We start from the raw sequence: 23,512 nt of genomic DNA on the forward strand, positions 1-23,512 counted from the left end.
AGGAAATCGGAAATCCCAGGCGTGACGCGGTCTCTATGGGAGCCGGCGTAGCCACGGAAGGCGCCCAGCGCCCCCATTTGGATCATTACGCACCCATTTGGCACACCTTCTGCAATCACCTGTGCAAGCTGCGCCACGGCGCGCTCCACAAAAACAACGAGAAGGTATCCCTGATGGATAACGCAACCTCCCTGCCCGCCGGGGCGGCCACCGCGCCTGCCGCAGAAAAAACCACCGCCAGCCGCCTGAAGTCGATCTTCAGCGGGTCCATCGGCAACATGGTCGAATGGTACGACTGGTACGTCTACGCCGCATTCTCGCTGTACTTCGCCAAGGCCTTCTTCCCGGCCGGCGACTCCACCGCACAACTGCTCAACACCGCCGCGATCTTCGCCGTGGGCTTCCTGATGCGCCCGATCGGGGGCTGGCTGATGGGTCTGTATGCCGACCGTAAAGGCCGTAAAGCGGCACTGATGGCGTCGGTACTGCTGATGTGCGCAGGCTCGCTGGTCATTGCCCTGACGCCAGGCTATGAAACCATCGGCGTTGCCGCACCGATCCTGTTGGTCATTGCCCGCCTGCTGCAAGGCTTGTCGGTAGGCGGTGAATACGGCACCTCGGCCACCTACCTCAGCGAAATGGCCAGCAAGGACCGCCGTGGCTTCTTCTCCAGCTTCCAGTACGTAACCCTGATCTCCGGCCAGCTTATCGCTTTGGCGGTACTGATCGTGCTGCAACAGACCCTGACCACCGAGCAGCTGTATGCCTGGGGCTGGCGCGTGCCGTTCGTGATCGGCGCCCTGTGCGCGGTGGTGGCCCTGTACCTGCGTCGCGGCATGGAAGAAACCGCCTCGTTCACCAAGAAGGAAAAGGCCAAGGAAAGCCTGATGCGCACCCTGCTGCGCCACCCCAAGGAACTGATGACCGTGGTCGGCCTGACCATGGGCGGTACCCTGGCGTTCTACACCTACACCACCTACATGCAGAAGTACCTGGTCAACACGGTGGGCATGAGCATCAGCGACTCGACCACCATCTCGGCCGCCACGCTGTTCCTGTTCATGTGCCTGCAGCCGGTGGTCGGTGGCCTGTCCGACAAGATCGGCCGTCGCCCGATCCTGATCGCCTTCGGTGTGCTGGGCACCCTGTTCACCGTACCGATCCTCAGCACCCTCCACACCATCCAGACCTGGTGGGGCGCGTTCTTCCTGATCATGGCCGCGCTGATCATCGTCAGCGGCTATACCTCGATCAACGCCGTGGTCAAAGCCGAGCTGTTCCCGACCGAAATCCGCGCCCTCGGCGTTGGCCTACCCTATGCGCTGACCGTTTCGATCTTCGGCGGCACTGCCGAGTACGTGGCTCTGTGGTTCAAGAGTGCGGGCATGGAAAGCGGCTTCTACTGGTACGTCACCGCCTGCATCGCCTGCTCGCTGCTGGTTTACGCGACCATGAAGGACACCAAGCAGCACTCGCGCATTACTACTGACTGACGCTGGCCTGGCAAGACTGAAAGGGGCGCTCCATTGCATGGGGCGCCCCTTTTTCATGACGCGAGACAACCTGTGAGACGGTTAACGGGGCGATTACGCTCACGGGATGGATCGGCAGAATCATGAACAGCCTATTGTGGATCTGGCAGCATCCAGCCTGGCCCCAACTCACTTGGCAAAACGAAGCCATCGCCCCGCCTGACGGCACTTTGAAACAAGATGTTCCGTTCTTAACACCTCTTTAATTACCGACCTTCAAGCTGCGACGGCTGACGAAACGACGACGCGAAGGCTTGCGGCTATTGAATGACACCGCTGCCTGACCAGCACGAGGCTCGCGCAAAACATCGATTTATTCGATTTTTAACCGCAATTTTTTGCGCTTTTTAATCAAATTAATCGGAGTAGCATTAAACCCATAGAAACAACCAACTCACGACCCCCCCGGAGCAATGACCATGAAAAACAAACTGATCCTCACCCTGGCCCTCTCGGTTTTCGCAACTGGCGCCTTCGCCGAAGATGGCTTCGACCGTACCACCGCTCACACGTTTGCCGCTGCTCAAGCCCAGTCCGCTAGCTACGCTGAAGACGGCTTTGATCGCACCGGTGGCCAGCGCTTTGCTGAAGACGGCTTTGATCGCACTGGCGGCCAGCGCTTCGCTGAAGACGGCTTCGACCACACCAACGCTCACCGCATCAGCTGATCCCTGCTGCGAGCAACCAGCCCGGCTTTTGCCGGGCTTGATCATTTTCAGGCGGGCACAGGCTTGGCACACTAGGCACCTTGTCCACCAGGAGGTAGGGCCAGCAAGCCCAGTACAGATGTATTACTACGAACCCGCTAAAGGCCACGGCCTGCCACACGACCCGTTCAACGCCATCGTCGGCCCACGCCCTATCGGCTGGATCTCCTCGCAGGACCGCGAAGGCCGCTTGAACCTGGCGCCGTACAGCTTCTTCAATGCCTTCAACTACATTCCGCCGATCATCGGTTTCTGCAGCGTCGGGCGCAAAGACAGCCTGAACAACATCGAGCAGACCGGCGAATTCGTCTGGAACCTGGCCACCCGGCCGCTGGCCGAGCAGATGAACCAGAGCTGCGCACCGGTTGCCGCCGAAGTAAACGAATTCGAACTGAGCGGCCTCACCGCCACCCCCTCAAGCATCGTCAAGGTGCCGCGCGTGGGCGAAACCCCGGTAGCCTTCGAGTGCAAGGTCAGCCAGATCGTCCAGCTAAAGCGGGCTGACCAGGAACTGGTGCCCAGCTGGCTGATTCTTGGGGAAGTGGTGGCGGTGCACATTGCCGAGCACCTGTTGAACAACGGCATCTACGATACCGCTGCCGCCGAGCCGATACTGCGGGGTGGTGGCCCGGCGGACTATTTCGAGCTGGGCACACTGTTCAAGATGGGCAGGCCGACAGCCTGATCACCAGATCAGCTCACCCTCGTCGCTGACGCCCTGCAGGCGTTGCAACTCGGCGGTGGCCGCTTCGTCAGCGGCCACGGCGCCCTTGAACACCTGCCCGTCGAGCACTTTGTGAAAACGCGGCGCACCGCCCATGCCCAAGGCCTTGACCGCGATGGCCGCGGTATAACCACCGCCTTCTACCGGCACCATCGCCGAAACCGCTTCGAACTGCGGGAACTCCCTACGTGCCATGTTGCTACCCAATTCGTTGATCGTTGGCTGGCATCTTACGCTATTCACCAGTCTGGCCCTATCGCCGGCAAGCCAACTGCTGCGGTCTTTGTGGGGGCTGGCTTGCCGACGACAGGGCCGCTACAGACAACAAATCAATCGAAGGTATGCAAGTCCAGGCTGCTCACCACCTGCGCCTGCACCAGCTCACCAAACAACTCCAGCGTCGGCGAAGCAAAATACCCACTCATCGCCTGCTGGTCCTGCCAGCTGCCACTGAGCAACCACAAGTCGGCATCCGCCTGCGAGCGCTGCACGGTGAAACTCAGGCAACCCGGCGCACGCAGCGAAGGCTCGAGCAGGTCACGCAGACGCGCCCCCAGCTCCGCCGAGCGCCCGCTGCTGGCACGGATGAACGCAAGATGGGTGACCGGTTGTTTGAGGGTCATTGCACAATCTCCTTGAAGCAGGCGGACGGAAAAGCCAGGCTGCCAAGGTTAGGGGCTCACCCGCGCGACACGTTAGGCCATTACTGCTCGCCAATTGCCTGATCCTGCAGCACGGCAGGATCAGGCAATCGACGTGCAGCTTTCGACTAGCGTCCGCCATTGCCCAAACCTATGCTGCGACGGTCAGTAGAGGAAAGCCATCATGACCACCGCCACGTCCCCCGACCAGACCCTGGAACTGCAGCGCCAGGAGCTGGCTGCGCTGATTACCCGCCACGCCGGCGAACCGCACGGCCCGGCATCGGCCATCGATGACCTGTACCTGGTGCGTTACACCGAGAACGTGCGTTCAGTGCCGACCCTGGCGCAACCCGCCCTGTGCATCCTGGCCCAAGGCAGCAAAAGCCTGTTCCTCGGCGACGAGCAATACGTCTACGACCCACTGCATTACATGGTGGTCTCGGTCACCTTGCCACTGAGTGGGGCCAAGCTGGACGCAAGCCCGGAAAACCCCAGCCTGGGCCTGCGCATGGACCTGGACCCGGCCGAGATCAGCCAGCTGATCGCCGAGAGTGGGCCAATGCTGGTGCCCAACCGGCCTTCTGGTCGCGGTCTGTACGTGGAGAAAACCGATGCTGCACTGCTCGATGCGCTGCTGCGGCTGATTCGCCTGCTGGACACCCCGCGTGATATCGCGATGCTGGCGCCGCTGTTCCGCCGCGAAATTCTCTACCGCATGTTGCGTGGCCCGCAGGGCTATCGGCTGTATGAGATTGCCTTGGCCAACAGCCAGACGCACCGGGTATGCCAGGCCATTACCTGGCTCAACAACAACTACCAGCAGCCGCTGCGTATCGAGGACCTGGCCCGTGAGGTCAACCTCAGTACCTCGACCTTGCACCACCGCTTCAAGGCGGTGACGTCGATGAGCCCCTTGCAGTACCAGAAACAACTGCGACTGCAAGAGGCGCGCCGGTTGATGCTGAACGACGGGCTGGAGGCGGCTGTTGCAGCCTATCGGGTGGGCTATGAAAGCCCGTCGCAGTTCAGCCGAGAATACAGCCGGATGTATGGTGCACCGCCGATTCGCGATGTGGCCAGGTTGCGCGCTACTGCTGGCTGAGTGTGCTGCTGGCTTGGCGGCGCTAGGGCCGACAAGCCAGCAACGCAAGACTCAAGGTTCAACCAATAACCATGCCCTGCCATTGATTCTGGTCCACCTGAACCAAGGTCGGCCCCTTGCGCTCCACCGCCTGCCCCAACGCTGCCTGCAGTTGTGCCACATCCGCGACAGTCTCCGCAGCAGCGCCCAACGCCCGCGCCACCCCGATGAAGTCCGGGGTATGGATATCCACCCCTACCGGCTCGATCGCCCGGTTGAGCATGTACTTCTTGATTTCCTCGTACCCCTGGTTGTTCCACAGCAGCACGATCAGCGGCACCTGCGCCTCCACCGCACTGGCCAGTTCCGGCAGGGTGAACTGCAGGCCGCCATCACCAATCAGGCACACCGAGGGCGCACGCTCGCCAGGCTGCTCGGCGCTGCCCAACCAGGCGCCCATGGCCGCCGGCAAGGCATAACCCAGCGTGCCGTAACCGGTCGAGGCATTGAACCAGCGGCGTGGCTGGTCCATGTCTAGGGTCAGGTTGCCGGTGTACACCGGCTGGGTCGAGTCGCCCACCAGAATGGCATTCGGCAGGCGCTGCAAGATAGCGCTCAACAAGCGTGTCTGGCTCAAGGTCGGCTGATCCCAACCGGCCGCCAGCGCCTGGCGCAGGCTGACCACGCGGGCCACGCCCCAGGTGCTTTCAGGCACAGGTTGCGGCTGAGCCTGCAAAGCAGCCAGCAGCGCTTCGGTAGCCAGCTCGGCATCGGCCACCAGCGCCAGCTCCGGCAGGTAGTTGCGCACGGTCTGGTCCGGGTCGATGTCGATACGCAGCAGGCTGCCCGGGATTTCGAAGCCACCCTTGAAGGTCACGTCATAATCGGTTTCGGCCAGTTCGGTGCCAATCGCCAGCACCACGTCGGCCTCGGCCACCAGCGCCCGGGTGGCCGGCAGCGACTGGGTCGAGCCGATCTGCAACGGGTGGTTGGCCGGCAGCAAACCCTTGGCATTGATAGTCAGGGCCACGGGCGCCTGCAGATGTTCGGCCAGGCGCGCCAGCGCAGGGCCCGCCGCCAAGGCACCGCCACCGGCGAGGATCAATGGTCGGCGTGCACTGGCCAGGCGCTCAGCCATCTGTGCCACGGCCTGCGGTGCCGCGCCCGCCCGGCTGCTGCGCACCGGGCGACCCGGCAGCAGTTGGTCGGCCGGTTCAACCAGCACATCCAGTGGGATCTCGATATGTACCGGGCGCGGCCTGGCACTGTCGAACACGGCAAAGGCCCGCGCCAGCACCTGCGGCAGGTCGGCAGCACTCATCAAGGTATGGGAAAACGCCGCCACACCCGCCACCAGCCCCGCCTGGTTGGGCAGCTCGTGCAGCTTCCCCCGGCCACCGCCCAACTGGTCGCGAGACTGCACGCTGGAAATCACCAGCATCGGAATCGAATCGGCATAGGCCTGGCCCATGGCCGTGGTGATGTTGGTCATGCCCGGGCCAGTGATGATGAAGCACACGCCGGGTTTGCCACGGGTGCGCGCATAGCCGTCAGCCATGAACCCGGCGCCCTGCTCGTGGCGCGGGGTGATATGGCGAATGGTCGAGCCCGCCAAGCCGCGGTAGAGCTCCACGGTATGCACACCAGGGATGCCGAAGACATGGTCCACGCCATAGCCTTCAAGGAGTTTGACCAACACTTCGCCGCAGGTTGCCATCGGATTCACCATGAATCTTGTTAGGTTATGCGCTTATTGGACCCAACCCACGGCTATCGCGACAATGCAAAAAAACACATACTAGCCATGTCTTGTGATCATGGCTTACTGCAATGAAACGCCTCCCGCCCCTGCCTGCCCTGCACACGTTCCTGATCACTGCCCAGTGCTGCAACTTCACCCGCGCCGGGCAGCAGTTGCACATCACCCAGGGCGCCGTCAGCCGGCAGATCGCAGCCCTTGAGGAGCACTTGGGTTATGCCCTGTTCCAGCGTCAGGCCCGCGGGCTGAGCCTGACCCGAGAAGGCCAGGACTGGCTGCCACGGGTGCAACAGGTTTTCGCGCTGATCGAACAAGGCGTGCGTGAAGTGGGTGAGCACAGCACCACCCTTCAGCTCAAGGCACCCACCTGCGTGATGCGTTGGCTGCTGCCGCGCCTGATGGAGTGGCAGGCATTGCGCCCGGACGTCCCCGTGGAGCTGACCACGACCGTGCAGCACGGGGTGGATTTCCGTCGCGAGGGTTTCGATGCAGCGGTGGTGTACGGCGATGCGCCCAACCACGGGGTGCAGGTACGCAAGCTGTTCGATGAGCAACTGACCCCGGTGTGCGCACCGTCACTGCGCGAAGGGCCAGTGCCGTTGCAGCAAGTGGAAGACCTGGCCCGACATATGTTGCTGCACCCCTCGCGCGATGAACATGACTGGCGCTTGTGGTTGCAAGCGGCTGGAGTGACGCTGGCCACGCATGGCCCTAAACAGCATTTCGAGACGCTGGACATGGCGATGGCCATGGCTTCGCAAGGGACAGGGGTGGCGATCGGTGACTGGTCGCTGATTGGCGATGACCTGCGCGGTGGGCGGTTGTGCATGCCGTTCGCACTGAAGGTGCTGACGGGCAAGGGGTATTACCTGGTGAGCCAGGCCAAGCCCTCGCCGCCAGGGTTGCTCGAACTGCTGGACTGGCTGGAGGGCCAGGCCAGCCTTTGAAGGCGCTTTCGCGGGCATGCCCGCCAAGCAGGACTCAATAACCGACTGTGAACCGCTGCCGCGAATGCTTGGGCTTCTCCAGCTCATCCAGCATGGCAATCGCATAGTCGGCAAAAGTGATCCAGCTCTTGCCGTCGGCACCGATCAACAGATGATCCTTGCCCAGGGTATAGCGCCCCGTGCGTTCACCCTCAACGAACTCAGCGGAAGGCGAGAGAAAGGTCCAGTCCAGGTTCGGCTCGCGCTGCAGCGCCTCCAGAAAACGTATGCCGGCAGTGGCCTCGGCTTTGTACGCCTCCGGGAAATCCGGGCTATCGATCACCCGGTGCCCCGATGGCAGCAACAGGCTGCCGGCCCCGCCCACCACCAACAGGCGCTTGACCCCGGCGCGCTTCACCGGCTCGATGATGGCGTGCGGTTCGATCGTCGAGAAATGCGCCGCGCTCAACACCGCGTCCGTACCTGCGACGGCAGTTTGCAGGGCCGCGCTGTCCTTGGCATCCAGCGCTTTGACCGTCACCCCGTCCCGCCCCTGCAGCTTCGCAGGGTCGCGGGCAATGGCCAGTACACTGTGACCGCGGCGCAAGGCCTCTTCCAACAACTGGCTACCCGCGCGGCCAGTGGCCCCGATAATTGCAATTTTGCTCATGGGATACGCTCCATCAATTGAATGGGATTACCACGTCATTCCGCCCTTAGGCCACGCAAGCATGTGAACAGGGCGATTGGCTACGCCCTCAGCGAGGCGATACCCGACAGCTTAGTTGCCCAAACCGTGACAAAAAATGCCATGCTTGGACATAGTTTGTTTCTGAAATCGGGCAAATCATGGACCGTCTCAACGCCATGCGCGTCTTCGTCTGCGTGGTCGACCTGGGCAGCCAGTCGGCGGCGGCCGATCATCTGCAACTGTCGCGTCCGGTCGTGTCACGCTACCTGGCCGAACTGGAAGAGTGGGTTGGCGCACGCCTGATGCAGCGCACCACGCGCAAGCTCAGCCTCACCGCAGCCGGCCAGGAAACCCTGCCCCGCTGCCGGCAACTGCTGGAACTGGCCGGCGACCTGCAGGCCGCGGTACAGCAGCCGGATGATCCGCCAAGGGGTGCACTGCGCATCAGTGTCAGTACCTCATTCGGCCAGGCACAGCTGGTGGATGCGGTGGCGGCCTATGTGCGGCACTACCCTGGGGTAAAAGTCGAACTGCAGCTGCTCGATCGCACCGTCAACCTGGTGGACGAGCGCATCGACCTGGCCATTCGCACCAGCAACGACCTCGACCCCAACCTCATCGCCCGGCGCCTGAGCGTATGTCGTTCGGTAGTCTGTGCGGCACCGGGTTATCTCCGCGAGCACGGCACGCCGCAACAGGTCGAGGAACTGAGCCGGCACAACTGCCTGACCCATGCCTATTTCGGTCATAACCTGTGGCATTTCGAAGTGGCTGGCCAGCAGGTTGCCGTACCGGTAGCGGGAAATATCAGTGCCAATGAGGTGATGGCCCTGCAAAAGGCGGCATTGGCTGGTGCAGGTATCGCCATGCTGCCGACCTACCAGGCCGCCGAAGCACTGCGCACAGGTGAACTGGTGCGCCTGTTGCCCGAGGCAAAGCCGCGTGAGCTGAACCTGAATGCGGTGTACACATCGCGCAAGCATATGCCGGCAACCTTGCGCAGCATGCTGGATTTTCTGGTGCAGCGGTTCAAGGACGAGCCGGAATGGGACCAGGATCTATACTGACGAGGCAGGTATCACCTAACGCTGTTCAAGGAGGTGAGCACCATGGGCATCAAATCAAGAAGAGTCGCCCTCGTCATGGCCCTGACAGCAGTTGCGGGGCTTTACGGCTCAGCCTGCTGGCGCGCCGAGCTGCTACGCAGCCAGCCCAGCGCCGCCAACAGTTGCGAGCAGGCACATTGCGTGCCTCACACCGCAACGTTGAGCGCCGTCCGTTGAGTTAGACGGCGCCCTGCCGGTCACTCCTCGACGCTCATGTACTCCTTGGCCCAGCGGATGTAATCCTCGGGTTGGGTGTAGGTGTGCGAGAGTTCGGTAGCACTCAGGTTTTCCGACCTGTTCTGCCGGCCGCGTTGCAACCGCAGGCAATCGTAGGTGGCCTTGATTGCGGCAAAGTAGGCCGCATGGCCATCGACCACAATGCGCACGCCCAAGCGCGCCAGGTGCTCGTCATCGCGCAGGTTCGGGTTGCCATAGGTAACCAGCATCAGCGGCACGGTAAGGTGCTCGGCAATTTTCTCGAGCTGCTCGAAATCCTTCACACCTACCATGCAGATGCCATCGGCACCTGCCTTCTGGTAGCTCTGGGTACGCACGATGATTTCTTCAGTGGTAAGCACGCCAGCATTGGTCCGGGCAATGATCGACAGCGATGAATCGACCCGGGCTTCCAGCGCCGCGCGGATCTTGCCTACGCCCTCTTCGACCGGGATCAGGTCGGTGGACTTGCGCCCGAACTGGGCGGGCAGCAGGGTGTCCTCGATGGTCAGTGCGGCAACGCCGGCGCGCTCCAACTCGATTACCGTGCGCATCACGTTCAGTGCGTTGCCATAGCCATGGTCGGCGTCGGCCAGTACCGGCAACTGCGCGACACGGCCAATACGGGTGGCCTGCTCGACGAACTCGCTGAGGGTGATCAGGGCGAAGTCCGGTGCGGCCAGTACCTGCAACGAAGCGACGGAGCCACCGAGGATGCCGACCTCGAAGCCCAGGTCTGCAGCAATGCGTGCAGACATCGGGTCGAACACAGAGGCGGTGTGGAAACAGGATCCTGAAGCGAGCAGCTCGCGGAAGGCAAAACGCAGATCTTGATGGGAAGCCTTGGGCATGATCACTCCGCAATTATGTGTAAATTTGAACGGTAACTACCGACCCCTGTAATCGGGTCTACCTGACCTGTTCCAACCGTCGCCATCTGGGCGGTCATGCTCGACATGCAGGCAGAGGAATAAAAGGTGTGGGAGACAGCAGCCTGAAAAGCCTGCGGCATAATGTTGCACCAAGCTGGTGCAAGCCGCGACTTTAGGCCCCTGTGGCATACCAACGATATCACGCGGCCATGCAGCACTGGATGAATGCGCCAATGCCGATCTTGCATAGGGGATGCAGATAGTACATAGGGAGCTACCTAACTCGGGTTACAATCCGGGAGCTTCCTGGCGCGCGCACCCGGCTGCACAGGCCCATCGCATCCCGTGATCCCTGTGCCGTACCTGTGCCTGCGTACCTGCCCGCGAAGCGGCCAAAACCGATAAACAAGGTATCCCCGTGACAGCCGCCCTGCCCCCCACCACCCTGCGCAACGTGCTCACTGCCCTGATGCTGGCGATCTTCCTTGGCGCACTGGACCAGACCATCGTCGCCGTCTCGTTGCCGGCTATCTCGGCCCAGTTCAACGATGTCGGCCTGCTGGCCTGGGTCATCTCCGGCTACATGGTGGCCATGACCATCGCGGTGCCGATCTACGGCAAGCTGGGGGACCTGTACGGCCGACGGCGGATGATCCTCACCGGTATCAGCCTGTTCACCCTGGCCTCGATTGCCTGCGCACTGGCCCAGGACATGCAGCAATTGGTGCTGGCCCGCGTGCTCCAGGGTATTGGCGCGGGGGGTATGGTCTCGGTCAGCCAGGCGATCATCGGCGACTTCGTCCCCCCGCGCGAACGTGGCCGCTACCAGGGCTACTTCAGCAGCATGTACGCCGTCGCCAGCGTCGCCGGCCCGGTATTGGGCGGCTGGCTGACCGAGTACCTGTCATGGCGCTGGGTGTTCTGGATCAACCTGCCACTGGGCCTGGTCGCCTTGTGGGCGATCCGCCGGGCATTGGCTGGCATGCCAGTCCAGCGCCGAGAGGCACAGGTGGACTACCTGGGTGCCGTGCTGTTGATTCTCGGCTTGGGGAGCCTGCTGCTGGGCATGACCTTGGTCGGCCAAGGTCATGCCTGGGGGGACCCTGCCGTGCTGGCGCTGTTCGCCTGCGCCGTGCTGGGCCTGGTGCTGTTCATCGCCCACGAGCGCCGCTGCCCCGAGCCGCTGCTACCGCTAAACCTGTTCGGCAACCGGGTTGCGGTACTGTGCTGGGCGGTCATCTTCTTCGCCAGCTACCAGTCGATTTCCCTGACCATGCTGATGCCTTTGCGCTTCCAGGGCATCACCGGCGCTGGTGCCGACACTGCCGCCCTGCACCTGTTGCCGCTGGTGATGGGGCTACCCATCGGTGCCTTCACGGGCGGGCGCATGACCAGTCGCACCGGGCGCTACAAGCCGCAGATCCTCGCCGGGGCATTGCTGATGCCGCTGGCCATCCTAGGCATGGCGCTGACCCCGCCGCAGTCCGGGTGGCTCAGTGCGCTGTTCATGTTGCTGACTGGCATTGCCTGCGGCTTGCAGTTCCCGACATCGCTGGTGGGCACGCAAAGCGCAGTGGCCAGCAAGGACATCGGCGTGGCCACCAGCACCACCAACCTGTTCCGCTCGTTGGGCGGGGCGATGGGCGTTGCGTGCATGTCCAGCCTGTTACTGGCGTTGCTGCACCAGGGCGGGTTCGAATTGCTCGGTAATCCCTTGCTGGGGAGCTTGAAGGCGGGCGAAGTGGACCTGGTGACCCAGACGCGGTTGCTGGAGACGTTCCGCCACCTGTTGATGGGGAGTGCGCTGATTGCACTGGTTGGTTTACTGGCTGCGGTGGCGTTGCCGGATCGGCAACTGCGCGGCCACTGAATGCTGTGCAATCCCGTAGCAACAGCCTGTGCTGCAAAGATGCATCACTGGCGAAAAGAGCTGCTGCCCTACGGCTGCCGCAGCAGGACAGCGGTGCGCCGAGCAATGGCGCAGTTACCCGCGAGCATTAATCCTCTCTTAATACAGAGAGGAAACACTCCCTCACAATCCTTAACAAAGTGTCATTTGCGCAGAGCCGGGCTCAAGCGCAGCATATCCAGGCCGGTGTCGACCCATTTTTCGACATCCCCCAACAGGTCGACACTGTCAGGCAGCAGCAGCCAGCGCCCGATCAGGCCATCGACATAAGCGAACATGGCCACCGCCGCGCGCTCGACATCCAGCTCGCCAGGCAACTGGCCCCGGCGCACGGCATTGGCCAGCGCCAGGGTGATGCCCTTGTGGCAATCCAGCACCGCACCCTGGCGCTGCTGGCGAATTTCACACATGTCATCGGTGAACTCGCACTTGTGATGCAGGATTTCATTGATACGCCGGGTTCGGGCATCGAGCACCAGCTCGTTGAACACCTGCAACAGCAGCTTGCGCATGCAGCCAAGCGGGTCGACTTCGTCCTCGCTTTCGCTCGCCCGCGCCAAATGGTCATGGGTCTCGTGCAGGCTGTCGAGCAACGCCTGAACCAGCTCGGCCTTGTTGTTGAAGTGCCAATAGATCGCCCCGCGGGTCACGCCCGCCAGTTCGGCGATGTCGGCCAGGGCGGTTCGCGCAACCCCGCGCTTGTAGAAGGCCTTTTCCGCTGCCTCGATGATCTGGGCGCGGGTCTCCTGGGCTTCTTCTTTGGTTCGACGGACCATGGCAGTACAACCTCATCTGGCCCGGACGCGCGGTGCGTACGGGAAACGCTCCGGGAGCACCTCTGCAGGGCACCTCACGGATGAACTAATCAAGGGCTGTGGCAGTAGTCATGTACAACCCGGCGGTATTTACAAACAACCATGAATGTAAGTATATTCCTTAGCAAGCTATTTATCCACCGGATAGCACATTTCTCCAGATCCAGACTCTTCCATTACTCTTGAGCGTCTCCCTGCTCCAGCGACCCGAGGATCCTCATGCAATTCAAGCCAGCCGTTACCGCTCTGGTTTCCGCCGTCGCCCTGGCAACCCTGCTCAGTGGCTGTAAGAAAGAAGAAGCAGCGCCAGCGGCGCAGGCTCCTCAGGTCGGCGTCGTGACCATCCAGCCGCAAGCCTTCACCCTGACCTCGGAACTGCCGGGGCGTACCAGTGCCTTCCGCGTCGCCGAAGTGCGTCCACAGGTCAATGGCATCATTCTCAAACGCCTGTTCAAGGAAGGGAGTGACGTCAAGGAAGGCCAGCAGCTTTACCAGATCGACCCCGCCGTATACGAGGCCACGCTGGGCAATGCCCAGGCCAACCTGCAGGCTACCCGCTCGCTGGCCGAGCGTTACAAGCAGCTGATCGACGAGCAGGCCGTGTCGAAACAGGAATACGACGACGCCAATGCCAAACGATTGCAGGCAGAGGCTTCGCTCAAAAGCGCACAGATCGACCTGCGCTACACCAAGGTCCTGGCACCGATCAGCGGCCGTATCGGCCGTTCTTCGGTCACCGAAGGTGCGCTGGTGAACAATGGCCAGACCAACGCCATGGCCACCATCCAGCAACTCGACCCTATCTACGTCGACGTTACCCAGTCCACCGCCGAACTGCTCAAGCTGCGCCGTGACCTGGAAAGCGGCCAGCTGCAGAAGGCCGGCGACAACGCCGCCTCGGTCCAGCTGGTGCTGGAGGACGGCAGCCTGTTCAAGCAGGAAGGCCGGCTGGAATTCTCCGAAGTCGCGGTCGACGAGACCACCGGCTCGGTGACCCTGCGCGCACTGTTCCCCAACCCCGATCACACCCTGCTGCCAGGCATGTTCGTACATGCGCGGCTGAAGGCCGGGGTCAACGCCAACGCCATCCTGGCGCCGCAGCAAGGCGTGACCCGCGACCTGAAAGGCGCACCGACGGCCCTGGTGGTCAACCAGGACAACAAGGTCGAACTGCGCCAGCTCAAGGCCAACCGTACCCTGGGTAGCGACTGGCTGATCGAGGAAGGCCTCAACCCGGGTGACCGCCTGATCACCGAAGGGCTGCAGTACGTGCGCCCAGGCGTCGAGGTCAAGGTCAGCGAAGCCACCAACGTCAAGAAGCCGGCCAGCCCTGATCAGGCCAACGCGGCGAAAGCAGACGCCAAAGCGGAGTAAACCATGTCGAAGTTCTTTATCGATCGCCCGATCTTCGCCTGGGTGATCGCCTTGGTGATCATGCTGGTCGGGGCCTTGTCGATCCTGAAGCTGCCGATCAACCAGTACCCCAGCATCGCGCCACCGGCCATCGCCATCGCCGTGACCTACCCGGGCGCCTCGGCGCAAACCGTGCAGGACACCGTGGTGCAGGTGATCGAGCAGCAGCTCAACGGTATCGACAACCTGCGGTATGTGTCGTCGGAAAGTAACTCCGACGGCAGCATGACCATTACCGCCACCTTCGAGCAGGGTACCAACCCCGACACCGCTCAGGTGCAGGTGCAGAACAAGCTGAACCTGGCCACCCCGCTGCTGCCGCAGGAAGTGCAGCAGCAAGGTATCCGCGTCACCAAGGCAGTGAAGAACTTCCTGCTGGTGATCGGCCTGGTCTCCGAAGACGGCAGCATGACCAAGGACGACCTGGCCAACTACATTGTCTCGAACATGCAGGACCCAATCTCGCGTACTGCAGGTGTGGGTGACTTCCAGGTGTTCGGTGCGCAGTACGCCATGCGTATCTGGCTCGATCCGGCCAAGCTGAACAAGTTCCAGCTGACTCCGGTCGACGTCAAGACCGCCGTTGCCGCGCAAAACGTGCAGGTGTCCTCCGGTCAGCTCGGCGGCCTGCCAGCCATGCCCGGTACCCAGCTGAACGCCACCATCATCGGCAAGACCCGCCTGCAGACTGCGGAGCAGTTCGAGAAGATCCTGCTCAAGGTCAACAGCGATGGTTCGCAGGTAAGGCTGGGCGATGTCGCCCAGGTTGGCCTGGGCGGTGAAAACTATGCGGTCAGCGCTCAGTTCAACGGTAAGCCGGCTTCCGGCCTGGCGGTAAAACTGGCGACCGGCGCCAACGCCCTGGACACCGCCAAGGCACTGCGCGAAACCATCAAAGGCCTGGAACCGTTCTTCCCGCCTGGGGTGAAAGCGGTATTCCCGTATGACACCACTCCGGTGGTCACCGAATCGATCAGTGGGGTGATCCACACCCTGATCGAAGCCGTGGTCCTGGTGTTCCTGGTGATGTACCTGTTCCTGCAGAACTTCCGCGCTACCATCATTACCACCATGACCGTACCGGTGGTGTTGCTGGGTACATTCGGCATTCTTGCCGCCGCGGGCTTCAGCATCAACACCCTGACCATGTTCGCCATGGTCCTGGCCATCGGTTTGCTGGTGGACGATGCCATCGTCGTGGTGGAGAACGTCGAGCGGGTCATGTCCGAGGAAGGCTTGCCGCCCAAAGAGGCGACCAAGCGCTCCATGGAGCAGATCCAGGGTGCCCTGGTGGGTATCGCCCTGGTGCTGTCGGCAGTGCTGCTGCCCATGGCATTCTTCGGTGGGTCCACAGGTGTGATCTACCGGCAGTTCTCCATCACCATCGTCTCGGCCATGGGCCTGTCGGTGCTGGTGGCACTTATCTTCACCCCGGCGCTGTGCGCCACCATGCTCAAGCCGCTGAAGAAAGGCGAGCATCACACGGCCAAAGGCGGGTTCTTTGGCTGGTTCAACCGCAACTTCGACCGCAGCGTCAACGGCTACGAGCGCAGCGTGGGTACTATCCTGCGCAACAAGGTGCCGTTCCTGCTGGGCTATGCCCTGATCGTGGTCGGCATGATCTGGCTGTTCGCCCGCATTCCTACCGCGTTCCTGCCGGAAGAAGACCAAGGCGTACTGTTTGCCCAGGTACAAACCCCGGCCGGTTCCAGTGCCGAGCGCACCCAGGTGGTGGTCGACCAGATGCGTGAGTATCTGCTGAAGGACGAAGCCGACACCGTGTCGTCGGTGTTCACCGTCAACGGCTTCAACTTCGCCGGTCGTGGCCAGAGCTCGGGCATGGCGTTCATCATGCTCAAGCCATGGGATGAGCGTTCCAAGGAAAACAGCGTGTTTGCCTTGGCCCAACGCGCCCAGCAACACTTCTTCACCTTGCGCGATGCGATGGTGTTCGCCTTTGCCCCGCCAGCGGTGCTGGAACTGGGCAACGCCACCGGTTTCGACGTGTTCCTGCAGGACCGCGGCGGCGTTGGCCACGAGAAGCTGATGGAAGCGCGCAACCAGTTCCTGGCCAAGGCCGCGCAAAGCAAAGTGCTCAGCGCCGTACGCCCGAACGGCCTGAACGACGAGCCGCAGTACCAACTGACCATCGATGACGAACGTGCCAGCGCCCTGGGCGTGACCATTGCCGACATCAACAACACCCTGTCGATTGCCTTGGGGGCCAGCTACGTCAACGACTTCATCGACCGCGGCCGGGTCAAGAAGGTCTACATCCAGGGCGAGCCGAATGCGCGGATGAGCCCGGAAGACCTGCAGAAGTGGTACGTGCGCAATGGTGCTGGCGAGATGGTGCCGTTCTCCTCCTTCGCCAAAGGCGAATGGACTTACGGGTCACCGAAGCTGTCGCGTTACAACGGCGTTGAGGCCATGGAGATCCTGGGTGCACCGGCCCCTGGCCACAGTACCGGTGAAGCCATGGCCGAGGTCGAGCGCATCGCTGGCGAATTGCCGGACGGTATCGGCTTCTCCTGGACCGGCATGTCCTACGAGGAAAAACTCTCCGGCTCGCAGATGCCGGCGCTGTTCGCCCTTTCGGTACTGTTCGTGTTCCTGTGCCTGGCAGCCCTGTACGAAAGCTGGTCGATCCCGATCGCCGTAGTGCTGGTAGTACCTCTGGGTATCATCGGTGCGCTGATCGCCACCAGCCTGCGCGGCTTGTCCAACGACGTGTACTTCCTGGTCGGCCTGCTGACCACCATCGGCCTGGCGGCGAAAAACGCCATTCTGATCGTCGAATTCGCCAAGGAACTGCACGAGCAGGGCCGCAGCTTGTACGACGCGGCGATCGAAGCGTGCCGCATGCGTCTGCGCCCGATCATCATGACCTCGCTGGCGTTCATCCTCGGCGTGGTACCGTTGACCATCGCCAGCGGTGCCGGTGCCGGCAGCCAGCACGCCATTGGTACGGGCGTGATCGGCGGCATGATCAGTGCGACCGTGCTGGCAATCTTCTGGGTACCGCTATTCTTCGTCGCAGTGTCGTCGCTGTTCGGCAGCAAAGAGCCGGAAAAAGACGCCACCCCTGAAACTCCACGTTATGAGGCTGGGCAATGACCAAGTCTTTATTGTCCCTGGCGGTCACCGCTTTGATTCTTGGCGGCTGCTCGCTGATCCCTGACTACCAGACCCCGGAATCGCCGGTGGCAGCGCAGTGGCCGCAAGGCCCTGCGTACTCCCCGACCCAGTCGGCAGACGTTGCCGCCGCCGAACAGGGCTGGCGCCAGTTCTTCCACGACCCGGCACTGCAGCAACTGATCCAGACCTCGCTGGTCAACAACCGCGACCTGCGCGTCGCTGCGTTGAACCTCGACGCCTACCGCGCGCAGTACCGCATCCAGCGGGCTGACCTGTTCCCGGCGGTTTCAGCCACCGGCAGCGGCAGCCGCCAGCGAGTGCCGGCGAACATGTCGCAAACCGGGGAGTCGGGCATTACCAGCCAGTACTCGGCCACCCTCGGCGTCAGCGCCTATGAGCTGGACCTGTTCGGCCGGGTCCGTAGCCTGACCGAGCAAGCCCTGGAGACCTACCTGTCCAGTGAGCAGGCGCGCCGCTCCACGCAAATCGCCCTGGTGGCCAGCGTGGCCAACGCCTATTACACCTGGCAGGCCGACCAGGCGCTGTTCAAGCTGACCGAAGAAACGCTGAAGACCTACGAGGAAAGCTACAACCTCACCCGTCGCAGCAACGAAGTCGGCGTGGCTTCGGCACTCGACGTCAGCCAGGCGCGTACCGCCGTGGAAGGCGCCCGGGTCAAGTACTCGCAGTACCAGCGCCTGGTCGCCCAGGACGTCAACAGCCTGACCGTGCTGCTGGGTACCGGTATTCCTGCGAACCTGGCCAAGCCACTGGAGCTCAATGCCGACCAGCTGGCCGAAGTACCAGCCGGCCTGCCGTCGGACATCCTCCAGCGTCGTCCGGACATCCAGGAAGCCGAACACTTGCTGAAGGCCGCCAACGCCAACATCGGCGCCGCCCGCGCAGCGTTCTTCCCGAGCATCAGCCTGACCGCGAACGCCGGCAGCCTGAGCCCCGACATGGGCCACCTGTTCGCGGGTGGTCAGGGCACCTGGCTGTTCCAGCCGCAGATCAACCTGCCGATTTTCAACGCCGGCAGCCTGAAGGCGAGCCTGGACTATTCGAAGATCCAGAAGGACATCAACGTCGCCAAGTACGAAAAAACCATCCAGACCGCCTTCCAGGAAGTCTCCGATGGCTTGGCTGCGCGCAAAACCTTCGAAGAGCAATTGCAGGCCCAGCGTGACCTGGTGCAGGCCAACCAGGACTACTACCGCCTGGCCGAACGCCGCTACCGGATCGGCATCGACAGCAACCTGACGTTCCTTGACGCCCAGCGCAACCTGTTCAGTGCCCAGCAGGCGCTGATCGGCGACCGTCTGTCGCAGCTGACCAGCGAGGTCAATCTGTACAAGGCACTCGGCGGTGGCTGGTACGAGCAAACCGGTCAGGCGAACCAGCAGGCATCGGTGGATACACCGAAAGGCTGATTGCAGCTGTTGCCTCATCAAGCCCACCCTCGCGGTGGGCTTTTTGCTTTCTGGCGCCTGCACAGGCGATAGGGCCAGCACTGCAAAATTATTAACTAACCGGAACATTCCGTTCGATTATCGCCCCGTTCCGTTTGCGGCGAATTGCCTCACCCCCGTACAACCCCGCACCATCCACCCACGCAACGTTGCCCAAGTTCATCAAGAAAAGACCCGCACCTGCCGGCCCGACCCCGCAGTGCACCGGCTCGCCCCATAAAAACAAGAGATCCACGACAGATGAGCACTTTGCAACCCGCACGCCAGCTGCTGCCCGGCCTGTTGGCCATGTCCTGCGCCCTCCCCGTGTTCGCCGCCGACCAAGGTGGTTTCCTGGAGGACGCCAAGGCTACCCTCAACCTGCGCAACTTCTACATCAACCGCAACTTCGTCGACCCGGCCCACCCACAGGGCAAGGCCGAAGAATGGACGCAAAGCTTCATCCTCGATGCCCGCTCTGGCTTCACCCAGGGCACCATCGGTTTCGGAGTGGACGTACTTGGCCTGTACTCGGTCAAGCTCGACGGCGGCAAAGGCACCACCAACACCCAACTTCTGCCGGTACACGGCGATGGTCGCCCGGCCGATGACTTCGGCCGCCTGGGTGTGGCGCTGAAAGCCAAGTTGTCCGAAACCGAGCTGAAAGTCGGGGAATGGATGCCGGTCCTACCGATTCTGCGCTCAGACGACGGTCGTTCGCTGCCGCAAACCTTCCGCGGCGGCCAGCTGACGTCGAAGGAAATCGCCGGCCTGACCCTGTACGCCGGCCAGTTCCGCGGCAACAGCCCGCGCAACGACGCAAGCATGGAAGACATGTCGCTGAACGGTAGAGCGGCGTTCACCTCCGACCGCTTCAACTTCGGTGGCGGCGAGTACACCTTCAACGACAAGCGCACCATGATTGGCCTTTGGGATGCCCAGCTCAAGGACATCTACCGCCAGCAGTACCTCAACCTGACGCACAGCCAGCCGCTGGGCGACTGGACCCTGGGCGCCAACCTGGGCTACTTCATCGGCAAGGAAGATGGCGCCGAACGTGCCGGCAAGCTGGACAACCGCACTGCCTCGGCGCTGCTCTCGGCACGCTACCAGGGCCACACATTCTACGTCGGCCTGCAGAAAGTCAGCGGCGACGATGCCTGGATGCGGGTCAACGGCACCAGCGGCGGCACCCTCGCCAACGATAGTTACAACTCCAGCTTCGACAATGCCAAGGAACGTTCATGGCAGGTGCGTCATGACTTCAGCTTCGCTAGCGTCGGCGTACCCGGCCTGACCCTGATGAACCGCTACATCAAGGGTGACAACGTTACCGCTGGTGGCGTGGATGACGGCAAGGAATGGGCACGCGAGACCGAGCTGGCGTACGTGGTGCAGTCGGGCAGCTTCAAGGACCTGTCGGTGAAGTGGCGCAACTCCACCATGCGCCGCGACTTCAGCACCAACGCGTTCGATGAAAACCGGCTGATCGTGAGCTACCCGCTGAATCTGCTCTGAATCAACTGGCCTCTCGCGGGTAAACCGGCGCTTACGGGGTGACCACAGTTTCAAAAGCTGTGGCCACCCTGTGGGAGCCGGTTTTATACGCGAGGCGCTGAAAAATAACTTTCAGCTATAAACAAATCCATAAACCTTCTTTGACGACATAAGCAGTAACCGCTTGAATAGGGCCCCGCCCCGCCCTAGAGCCGTGAAATGGACCTTCGCCAGCTGCGCTACTTCATCGCCCTCACCGAATACCGCAGTTTCGTTCGTGCCGCCGAAGCCATGGGCATCACCCAGCCCGCCTTCAGCCGCGCCATCCAGGGCCTGGAACACACATTCGGTTGCCCGCTGGTCGACCGCGCCAGCAAGGCCCTGCCGCCTACCCCGGAAGGCCAGGTGGTGCTGCAACACGCCCGCCGTCTGGTGCAAGGCGCGGCGCAACTGAGCAACGAAGTGCTGCAAATGACCAAGCTCGACGCCGGCGAGCTGCACTTCGGCAGCGGCCCGACGCTGGCCGTGCGCCTGGTGCCCGATGCCCTGCGCCACTTCATCGAACGCCACCCTGGCATCCATACCTCGCTGCTGGTGGACAACGCCGAACGCCTTGGCCAGGCACTGCGCCGTGAACAGATCGAGTTTTTCGTCGACGATATCCGCCCGTTCGAAGCAGACCCCAGCTTTCACACCGAACCATTGTCACGCCGCCCAGGCCTGTTTTTCTGCCGCCCGGGCCACCCGCTGCTGGCCAAGGAAAGCCTGTCGACCAACGACCTGTTCAGCTATCCGCTGGCCAGCGGGCTGCTCGCGCCCGGGGTACGCAAGCGCCTCGCCAACCTGAGCGGGCGCAGTGACTTCACTCCGCATTTGCAGACCGAGCACCTGGCCATCCTGCGCAGCGTGGTGCAGGCCAGCGATGCCATCGGTATTGCCAGCGAGGAGGCCCTGGCCGATGACCTGGCCACCGGCACCCTGGTGCGCCTGCACTGGCGCAATCTGCCGCCGGCGCTTGAGGTGCTCAGCGTGTACTGCGGGGTGGTCAGCCGCAGCGGCTACCGGCTGTCGCCAGCGGCGCGGGCGATGATCGAGACCTTGGTCGGGCTGGATATGCCAGTGCGGGCCGCCGCCATTCGCTGAGCTGATGATGGTGGTGGCTGCGGGCTATCCTGAGCTATATCGGTTGCCAGTTCAGGCCCTATCGCCGGAACCGGCAACACCCCCCGACCAGGCAAACCAGGGAGGCACAACAATGAAAACCCTCGTCGACCACCTGAGCCAGTACGCCAGCTATCACCGCGACCCACGCAACATCGTCACCCACTTCATCGGTATCCCCATGATCGTGCTGGCGGTCACCATCCTGCTGTCGCGCCCCGGCTGGCAAGTCGCGGGCATGTGGCTATCCCCCGCCCTGCTGGCAGCGGCTGCCTCGGTATGGTTCTACCTGCGCCTGGACCTGCGCTTCGGCCTGGTGATGGGGTTGCTGCTGGGCTTGTGCCTGTGGGTCGGTCAGGCTCTGGCGGTTCAGGCTACCGGGCTGTGGCTTGGCGCCGGGGTGGGGGGATTCGTGGTGGGCTGGATCATCCAGTTCGTCGGCCATTACTACGAAGGCCGCAAGCCCGCCTTTGTCGACGATGTCAGCGGGTTGATCATCGGGCCACTGTTCGTGGTGGCCGAAGCGGCATTCATGCTAGGGCTGTGCCCGGTCCTGAAACAGGCCGTGGAGAGCCACGCAGGGCCGGTGGCCGTGCGGCCCATGTAAAAACTTACGCGGGCTGTGCGGGAGCGGCCTTGTGTCGCTCCCACAGTAGGGGACTGCGTAGCGATCAGCTACGCGACTCCACCCCCAGTTCATCCCACACCGACTCTGCCATGTGGAAGGTGGCATTGGCCGCCGGAATGCCGCAGTAGATCGCGCTCTGCATCAGCACTTCCTTGATCTCGTCGCGGGTCACGCCATTGTTGGCCGCTGCACGCAGGTGCAACTTCAGTTCATCGTTGCGGTTCATGCCGATCAGCATGGCAATGGTGATCAGGCTGCGGGTATGGCGCGGCAGGCCTGGGCGGGTCCAGATGTCACCCCAGGCGTGGCGGGTGATCATTTCCTGAAATTCGCCGTTGAAGTCGTTGAGCTTCTCCAGGCTGCGGTCCACGTGGGCATCGCCAAGTACCGCGCGGCGCACTTGCATGCCGGCGTCGTAACGTTGTTTCTCGTCCATGGCAGTGTCCTCAGTGAGCCAGCAGGAAGTCGAGCACGCGACGGCTGAATGCCTCGCCAATCTCGACGTTGGACAGGTGTGCCGCCGGGAAGTCGACGTACTCGGCACCGGCAATACCGGCTTGCATGAAACGGCCATGCTCTGGGGTCGTCACCACGTCCTCGGTCCCCGACACGATCAGTGCAGGCACCTGGATACGGCCCAGTTGCTCACGATAATCGGCGTCACGCACTGCCGCGCAGTTGCCGGCATAGCCCTGCGGGCTGGTTTGCGCCAGCATCTGACAGATGCGCTGGGCCTCTTCAGCCTGCGCCTGGGCGAAGCCTGGGGTGAACCAGCGAGCAATGGAGGCATCGCGCAAGTCGACCATGGCCTGCTGGCCGCCCTTGAGCACGGTGTCGATACGGGTGTTCCACACCTCGTCGTTGGCGATCTTGGCGGCAGTGTTGCACAGGGTCAGGCTGTGCAGGCGGTCGCCGGCATTGATGCCCAGCCACTGGCCGATCAGGCCGCCCATCGACAGGCCGACGAAGTGGGCCTTCTGAATGTCCAGGCCATCGAGCAGTGCCAGCACGTCGCGACCGAGTTGTTCGATGCTGTAAGGGCCTTCAGTGACCAGCGATGCGCCGTGGCCTCGGGTGTCGTAGCGCAGCACACGGAAGTGCTGGCTCCATAGCGGTATCTGGGTGTCCCACATGCCCAGGTCGGTACCCAGCGAGTTGGACAGGACCAGCACCGGGGCGTTTTCCGGGCCATCGATCTGGTAATTCAAAACGCCATCAGCCAGTTGCAAATGCGCCACAGCGGTC

Annotated in this window: 20 protein-coding genes and 1 pseudogene; 13 read left to right on the forward strand and 8 right to left on the reverse strand. The window is 62.5% G+C overall.

Annotated elements, in window-relative coordinates:
• Positions 1–173 precede the first annotated feature (173 nt).
• The 3 genes and pseudogenes from OO258_RS17055 to OO258_RS17070 all read left to right on the forward strand — a co-directional run bounded on the left by OO258_RS17055 (position 174) and on the right by OO258_RS17070 (position 2,924).
• A complete protein-coding gene (locus tag OO258_RS17055) occupies positions 174–1,493 on the forward strand; it encodes an MFS transporter (RefSeq protein WP_110742901.1) in 1,320 nt (439 codons plus the stop codon).
• A gap of 458 nt (positions 1,494–1,951) precedes the next feature.
• Positions 1,952–2,197 (forward strand): annotated as a pseudogene (locus OO258_RS17065) (hypothetical protein); the annotation flags it as partial.
• A 121-nt stretch (positions 2,198–2,318) separates the two neighbouring features.
• Positions 2,319–2,924, forward strand: a complete 606-nt coding sequence (locus OO258_RS17070; protein WP_266031805.1) for a flavin reductase family protein — start codon at positions 2,319–2,321, stop codon at positions 2,922–2,924.
• On the opposite strand, the gene OO258_RS17075 is transcribed toward OO258_RS17070, so the two are convergent.
• Positions 2,925–3,158, reverse strand: a complete 234-nt coding sequence (locus OO258_RS17075) for a hypothetical protein (RefSeq protein WP_110742690.1) — start codon at positions 3,156–3,158, stop codon at positions 2,925–2,927.
• Positions 3,159–3,292: 134 nt separating this feature from the next.
• Positions 3,293–3,586 (reverse strand): putative quinol monooxygenase, encoded by a 294-nt coding sequence (locus tag OO258_RS17080; protein WP_110742689.1) that lies wholly within the window; start codon positions 3,584–3,586, stop codon positions 3,293–3,295.
• Between the two features lie 202 nt (positions 3,587–3,788).
• Between OO258_RS17080 and OO258_RS17085 the strand changes: the two genes are divergently transcribed.
• The gene (locus tag OO258_RS17085) at positions 3,789–4,709 is read left to right on the forward strand and encodes an AraC family transcriptional regulator (RefSeq protein WP_266031808.1); all 921 of its coding nucleotides are present in this window, start codon (positions 3,789–3,791) and stop codon (positions 4,707–4,709) included.
• Between the two features lie 58 nt (positions 4,710–4,767).
• On the opposite strand, the gene OO258_RS17090 is transcribed toward OO258_RS17085, so the two are convergent.
• Positions 4,768–6,405, reverse strand: a complete 1,638-nt coding sequence (locus tag OO258_RS17090) for a 5-guanidino-2-oxopentanoate decarboxylase (RefSeq protein ID WP_266031810.1) — start codon at positions 6,403–6,405, stop codon at positions 4,768–4,770.
• A gap of 113 nt (positions 6,406–6,518) precedes the next feature.
• On the opposite strand from OO258_RS17090, the gene OO258_RS17095 reads away from it, so the two are divergent.
• Positions 6,519–7,394: a LysR substrate-binding domain-containing protein gene (locus OO258_RS17095; RefSeq protein ID WP_266031812.1), complete on the forward strand. Its 876-nt coding sequence runs from the start codon at positions 6,519–6,521 to the stop codon at positions 7,392–7,394.
• A 34-nt stretch (positions 7,395–7,428) separates the two neighbouring features.
• Here the strand turns inward: OO258_RS17095 and OO258_RS17100 are convergent, their stop codons facing one another.
• Positions 7,429–8,043 carry an NAD(P)-dependent oxidoreductase gene (locus tag OO258_RS17100; RefSeq protein WP_266031814.1) on the reverse strand — a complete coding sequence of 205 codons (615 nt, stop codon included), beginning with the start codon at positions 8,041–8,043 and terminating at the stop codon, positions 7,429–7,431.
• A 179-nt stretch (positions 8,044–8,222) separates the two neighbouring features.
• Between OO258_RS17100 and OO258_RS17105 the strand changes: the two genes are divergently transcribed.
• Positions 8,223–9,131, forward strand: coding sequence for a LysR family transcriptional regulator (locus tag OO258_RS17105; RefSeq protein WP_266031816.1), 909 nt, complete (start codon positions 8,223–8,225; stop codon positions 9,129–9,131).
• A gap of 236 nt (positions 9,132–9,367) precedes the next feature.
• Here the strand turns inward: OO258_RS17105 and OO258_RS17110 are convergent, their stop codons facing one another.
• Entirely contained in the window at positions 9,368–10,237 is an 870-nt protein-coding gene (locus OO258_RS17110) for an isocitrate lyase/PEP mutase family protein (protein ID WP_266031817.1), read from the reverse strand.
• Between the two features lie 439 nt (positions 10,238–10,676).
• Between OO258_RS17110 and OO258_RS17115 the strand changes: the two genes are divergently transcribed.
• Complete coding sequence (locus OO258_RS17115) at positions 10,677–12,128, forward strand: MDR family MFS transporter (protein WP_266031819.1); 1,452 nt, start codon at positions 10,677–10,679, stop codon at positions 12,126–12,128.
• 182 nt (positions 12,129–12,310) lie between these two features.
• Here the strand turns inward: OO258_RS17115 and ttgR are convergent, their stop codons facing one another.
• The gene (ttgR, locus tag OO258_RS17120) at positions 12,311–12,943 is read right to left on the reverse strand and encodes an efflux transport transcriptional regulator TtgR (protein ID WP_266031820.1); all 633 of its coding nucleotides are present in this window, start codon (positions 12,941–12,943) and stop codon (positions 12,311–12,313) included.
• Positions 12,944–13,201: 258 nt separating this feature from the next.
• Between ttgR and ttgA the strand changes: the two genes are divergently transcribed.
• From ttgA to OO258_RS17150, 6 genes are all read left to right on the forward strand, one after another.
• Complete coding sequence (gene ttgA, locus OO258_RS17125) at positions 13,202–14,356, forward strand: toluene efflux RND transporter periplasmic adaptor subunit TtgA (protein WP_266031822.1); 1,155 nt, start codon at positions 13,202–13,204, stop codon at positions 14,354–14,356.
• Between the two features lie 3 nt (positions 14,357–14,359).
• A complete protein-coding gene (gene ttgB / locus OO258_RS17130; RefSeq protein WP_266031823.1) occupies positions 14,360–17,512 on the forward strand; it encodes a multidrug efflux RND transporter permease subunit TtgB in 3,153 nt (1,050 codons plus the stop codon).
• Complete coding sequence (locus OO258_RS17135; RefSeq protein ID WP_266031824.1) at positions 17,509–18,963, forward strand: AdeC/AdeK/OprM family multidrug efflux complex outer membrane factor; 1,455 nt, start codon at positions 17,509–17,511, stop codon at positions 18,961–18,963. The genes ttgB and OO258_RS17135 overlap by 4 nt, the downstream gene beginning before the upstream one ends.
• Before the next feature lie 279 nt (positions 18,964–19,242).
• Positions 19,243–20,499, forward strand: coding sequence for an OprD family porin (locus OO258_RS17140; RefSeq protein ID WP_266031825.1), 1,257 nt, complete (start codon positions 19,243–19,245; stop codon positions 20,497–20,499).
• A gap of 198 nt (positions 20,500–20,697) precedes the next feature.
• Positions 20,698–21,621 carry a LysR family transcriptional regulator gene (locus OO258_RS17145; protein ID WP_266031826.1) on the forward strand — a complete coding sequence of 308 codons (924 nt, stop codon included), beginning with the start codon at positions 20,698–20,700 and terminating at the stop codon, positions 21,619–21,621.
• 112 nt (positions 21,622–21,733) lie between these two features.
• A complete protein-coding gene (locus OO258_RS17150) occupies positions 21,734–22,246 on the forward strand; it encodes a DUF962 domain-containing protein (RefSeq protein WP_110742678.1) in 513 nt (170 codons plus the stop codon).
• A 64-nt stretch (positions 22,247–22,310) separates the two neighbouring features.
• On the opposite strand, the gene pcaC is transcribed toward OO258_RS17150, so the two are convergent.
• Positions 22,311–22,703, reverse strand: a complete 393-nt coding sequence (pcaC, locus tag OO258_RS17155; RefSeq protein WP_012273983.1) for a 4-carboxymuconolactone decarboxylase — start codon at positions 22,701–22,703, stop codon at positions 22,311–22,313.
• A gap of 10 nt (positions 22,704–22,713) precedes the next feature.
• Positions 22,714–23,505 (reverse strand): 3-oxoadipate enol-lactonase, encoded by a 792-nt coding sequence (gene pcaD, locus OO258_RS17160; RefSeq protein ID WP_266031827.1) that lies wholly within the window; start codon positions 23,503–23,505, stop codon positions 22,714–22,716.
• Positions 23,506–23,512: the final 7 nt, after the last annotated feature.

It is taken from the genome of Pseudomonas sp. DCB_BI (assembly GCF_026240995.1).
Lineage (GTDB): Bacteria > Pseudomonadota > Gammaproteobacteria > Pseudomonadales > Pseudomonadaceae > Aquipseudomonas.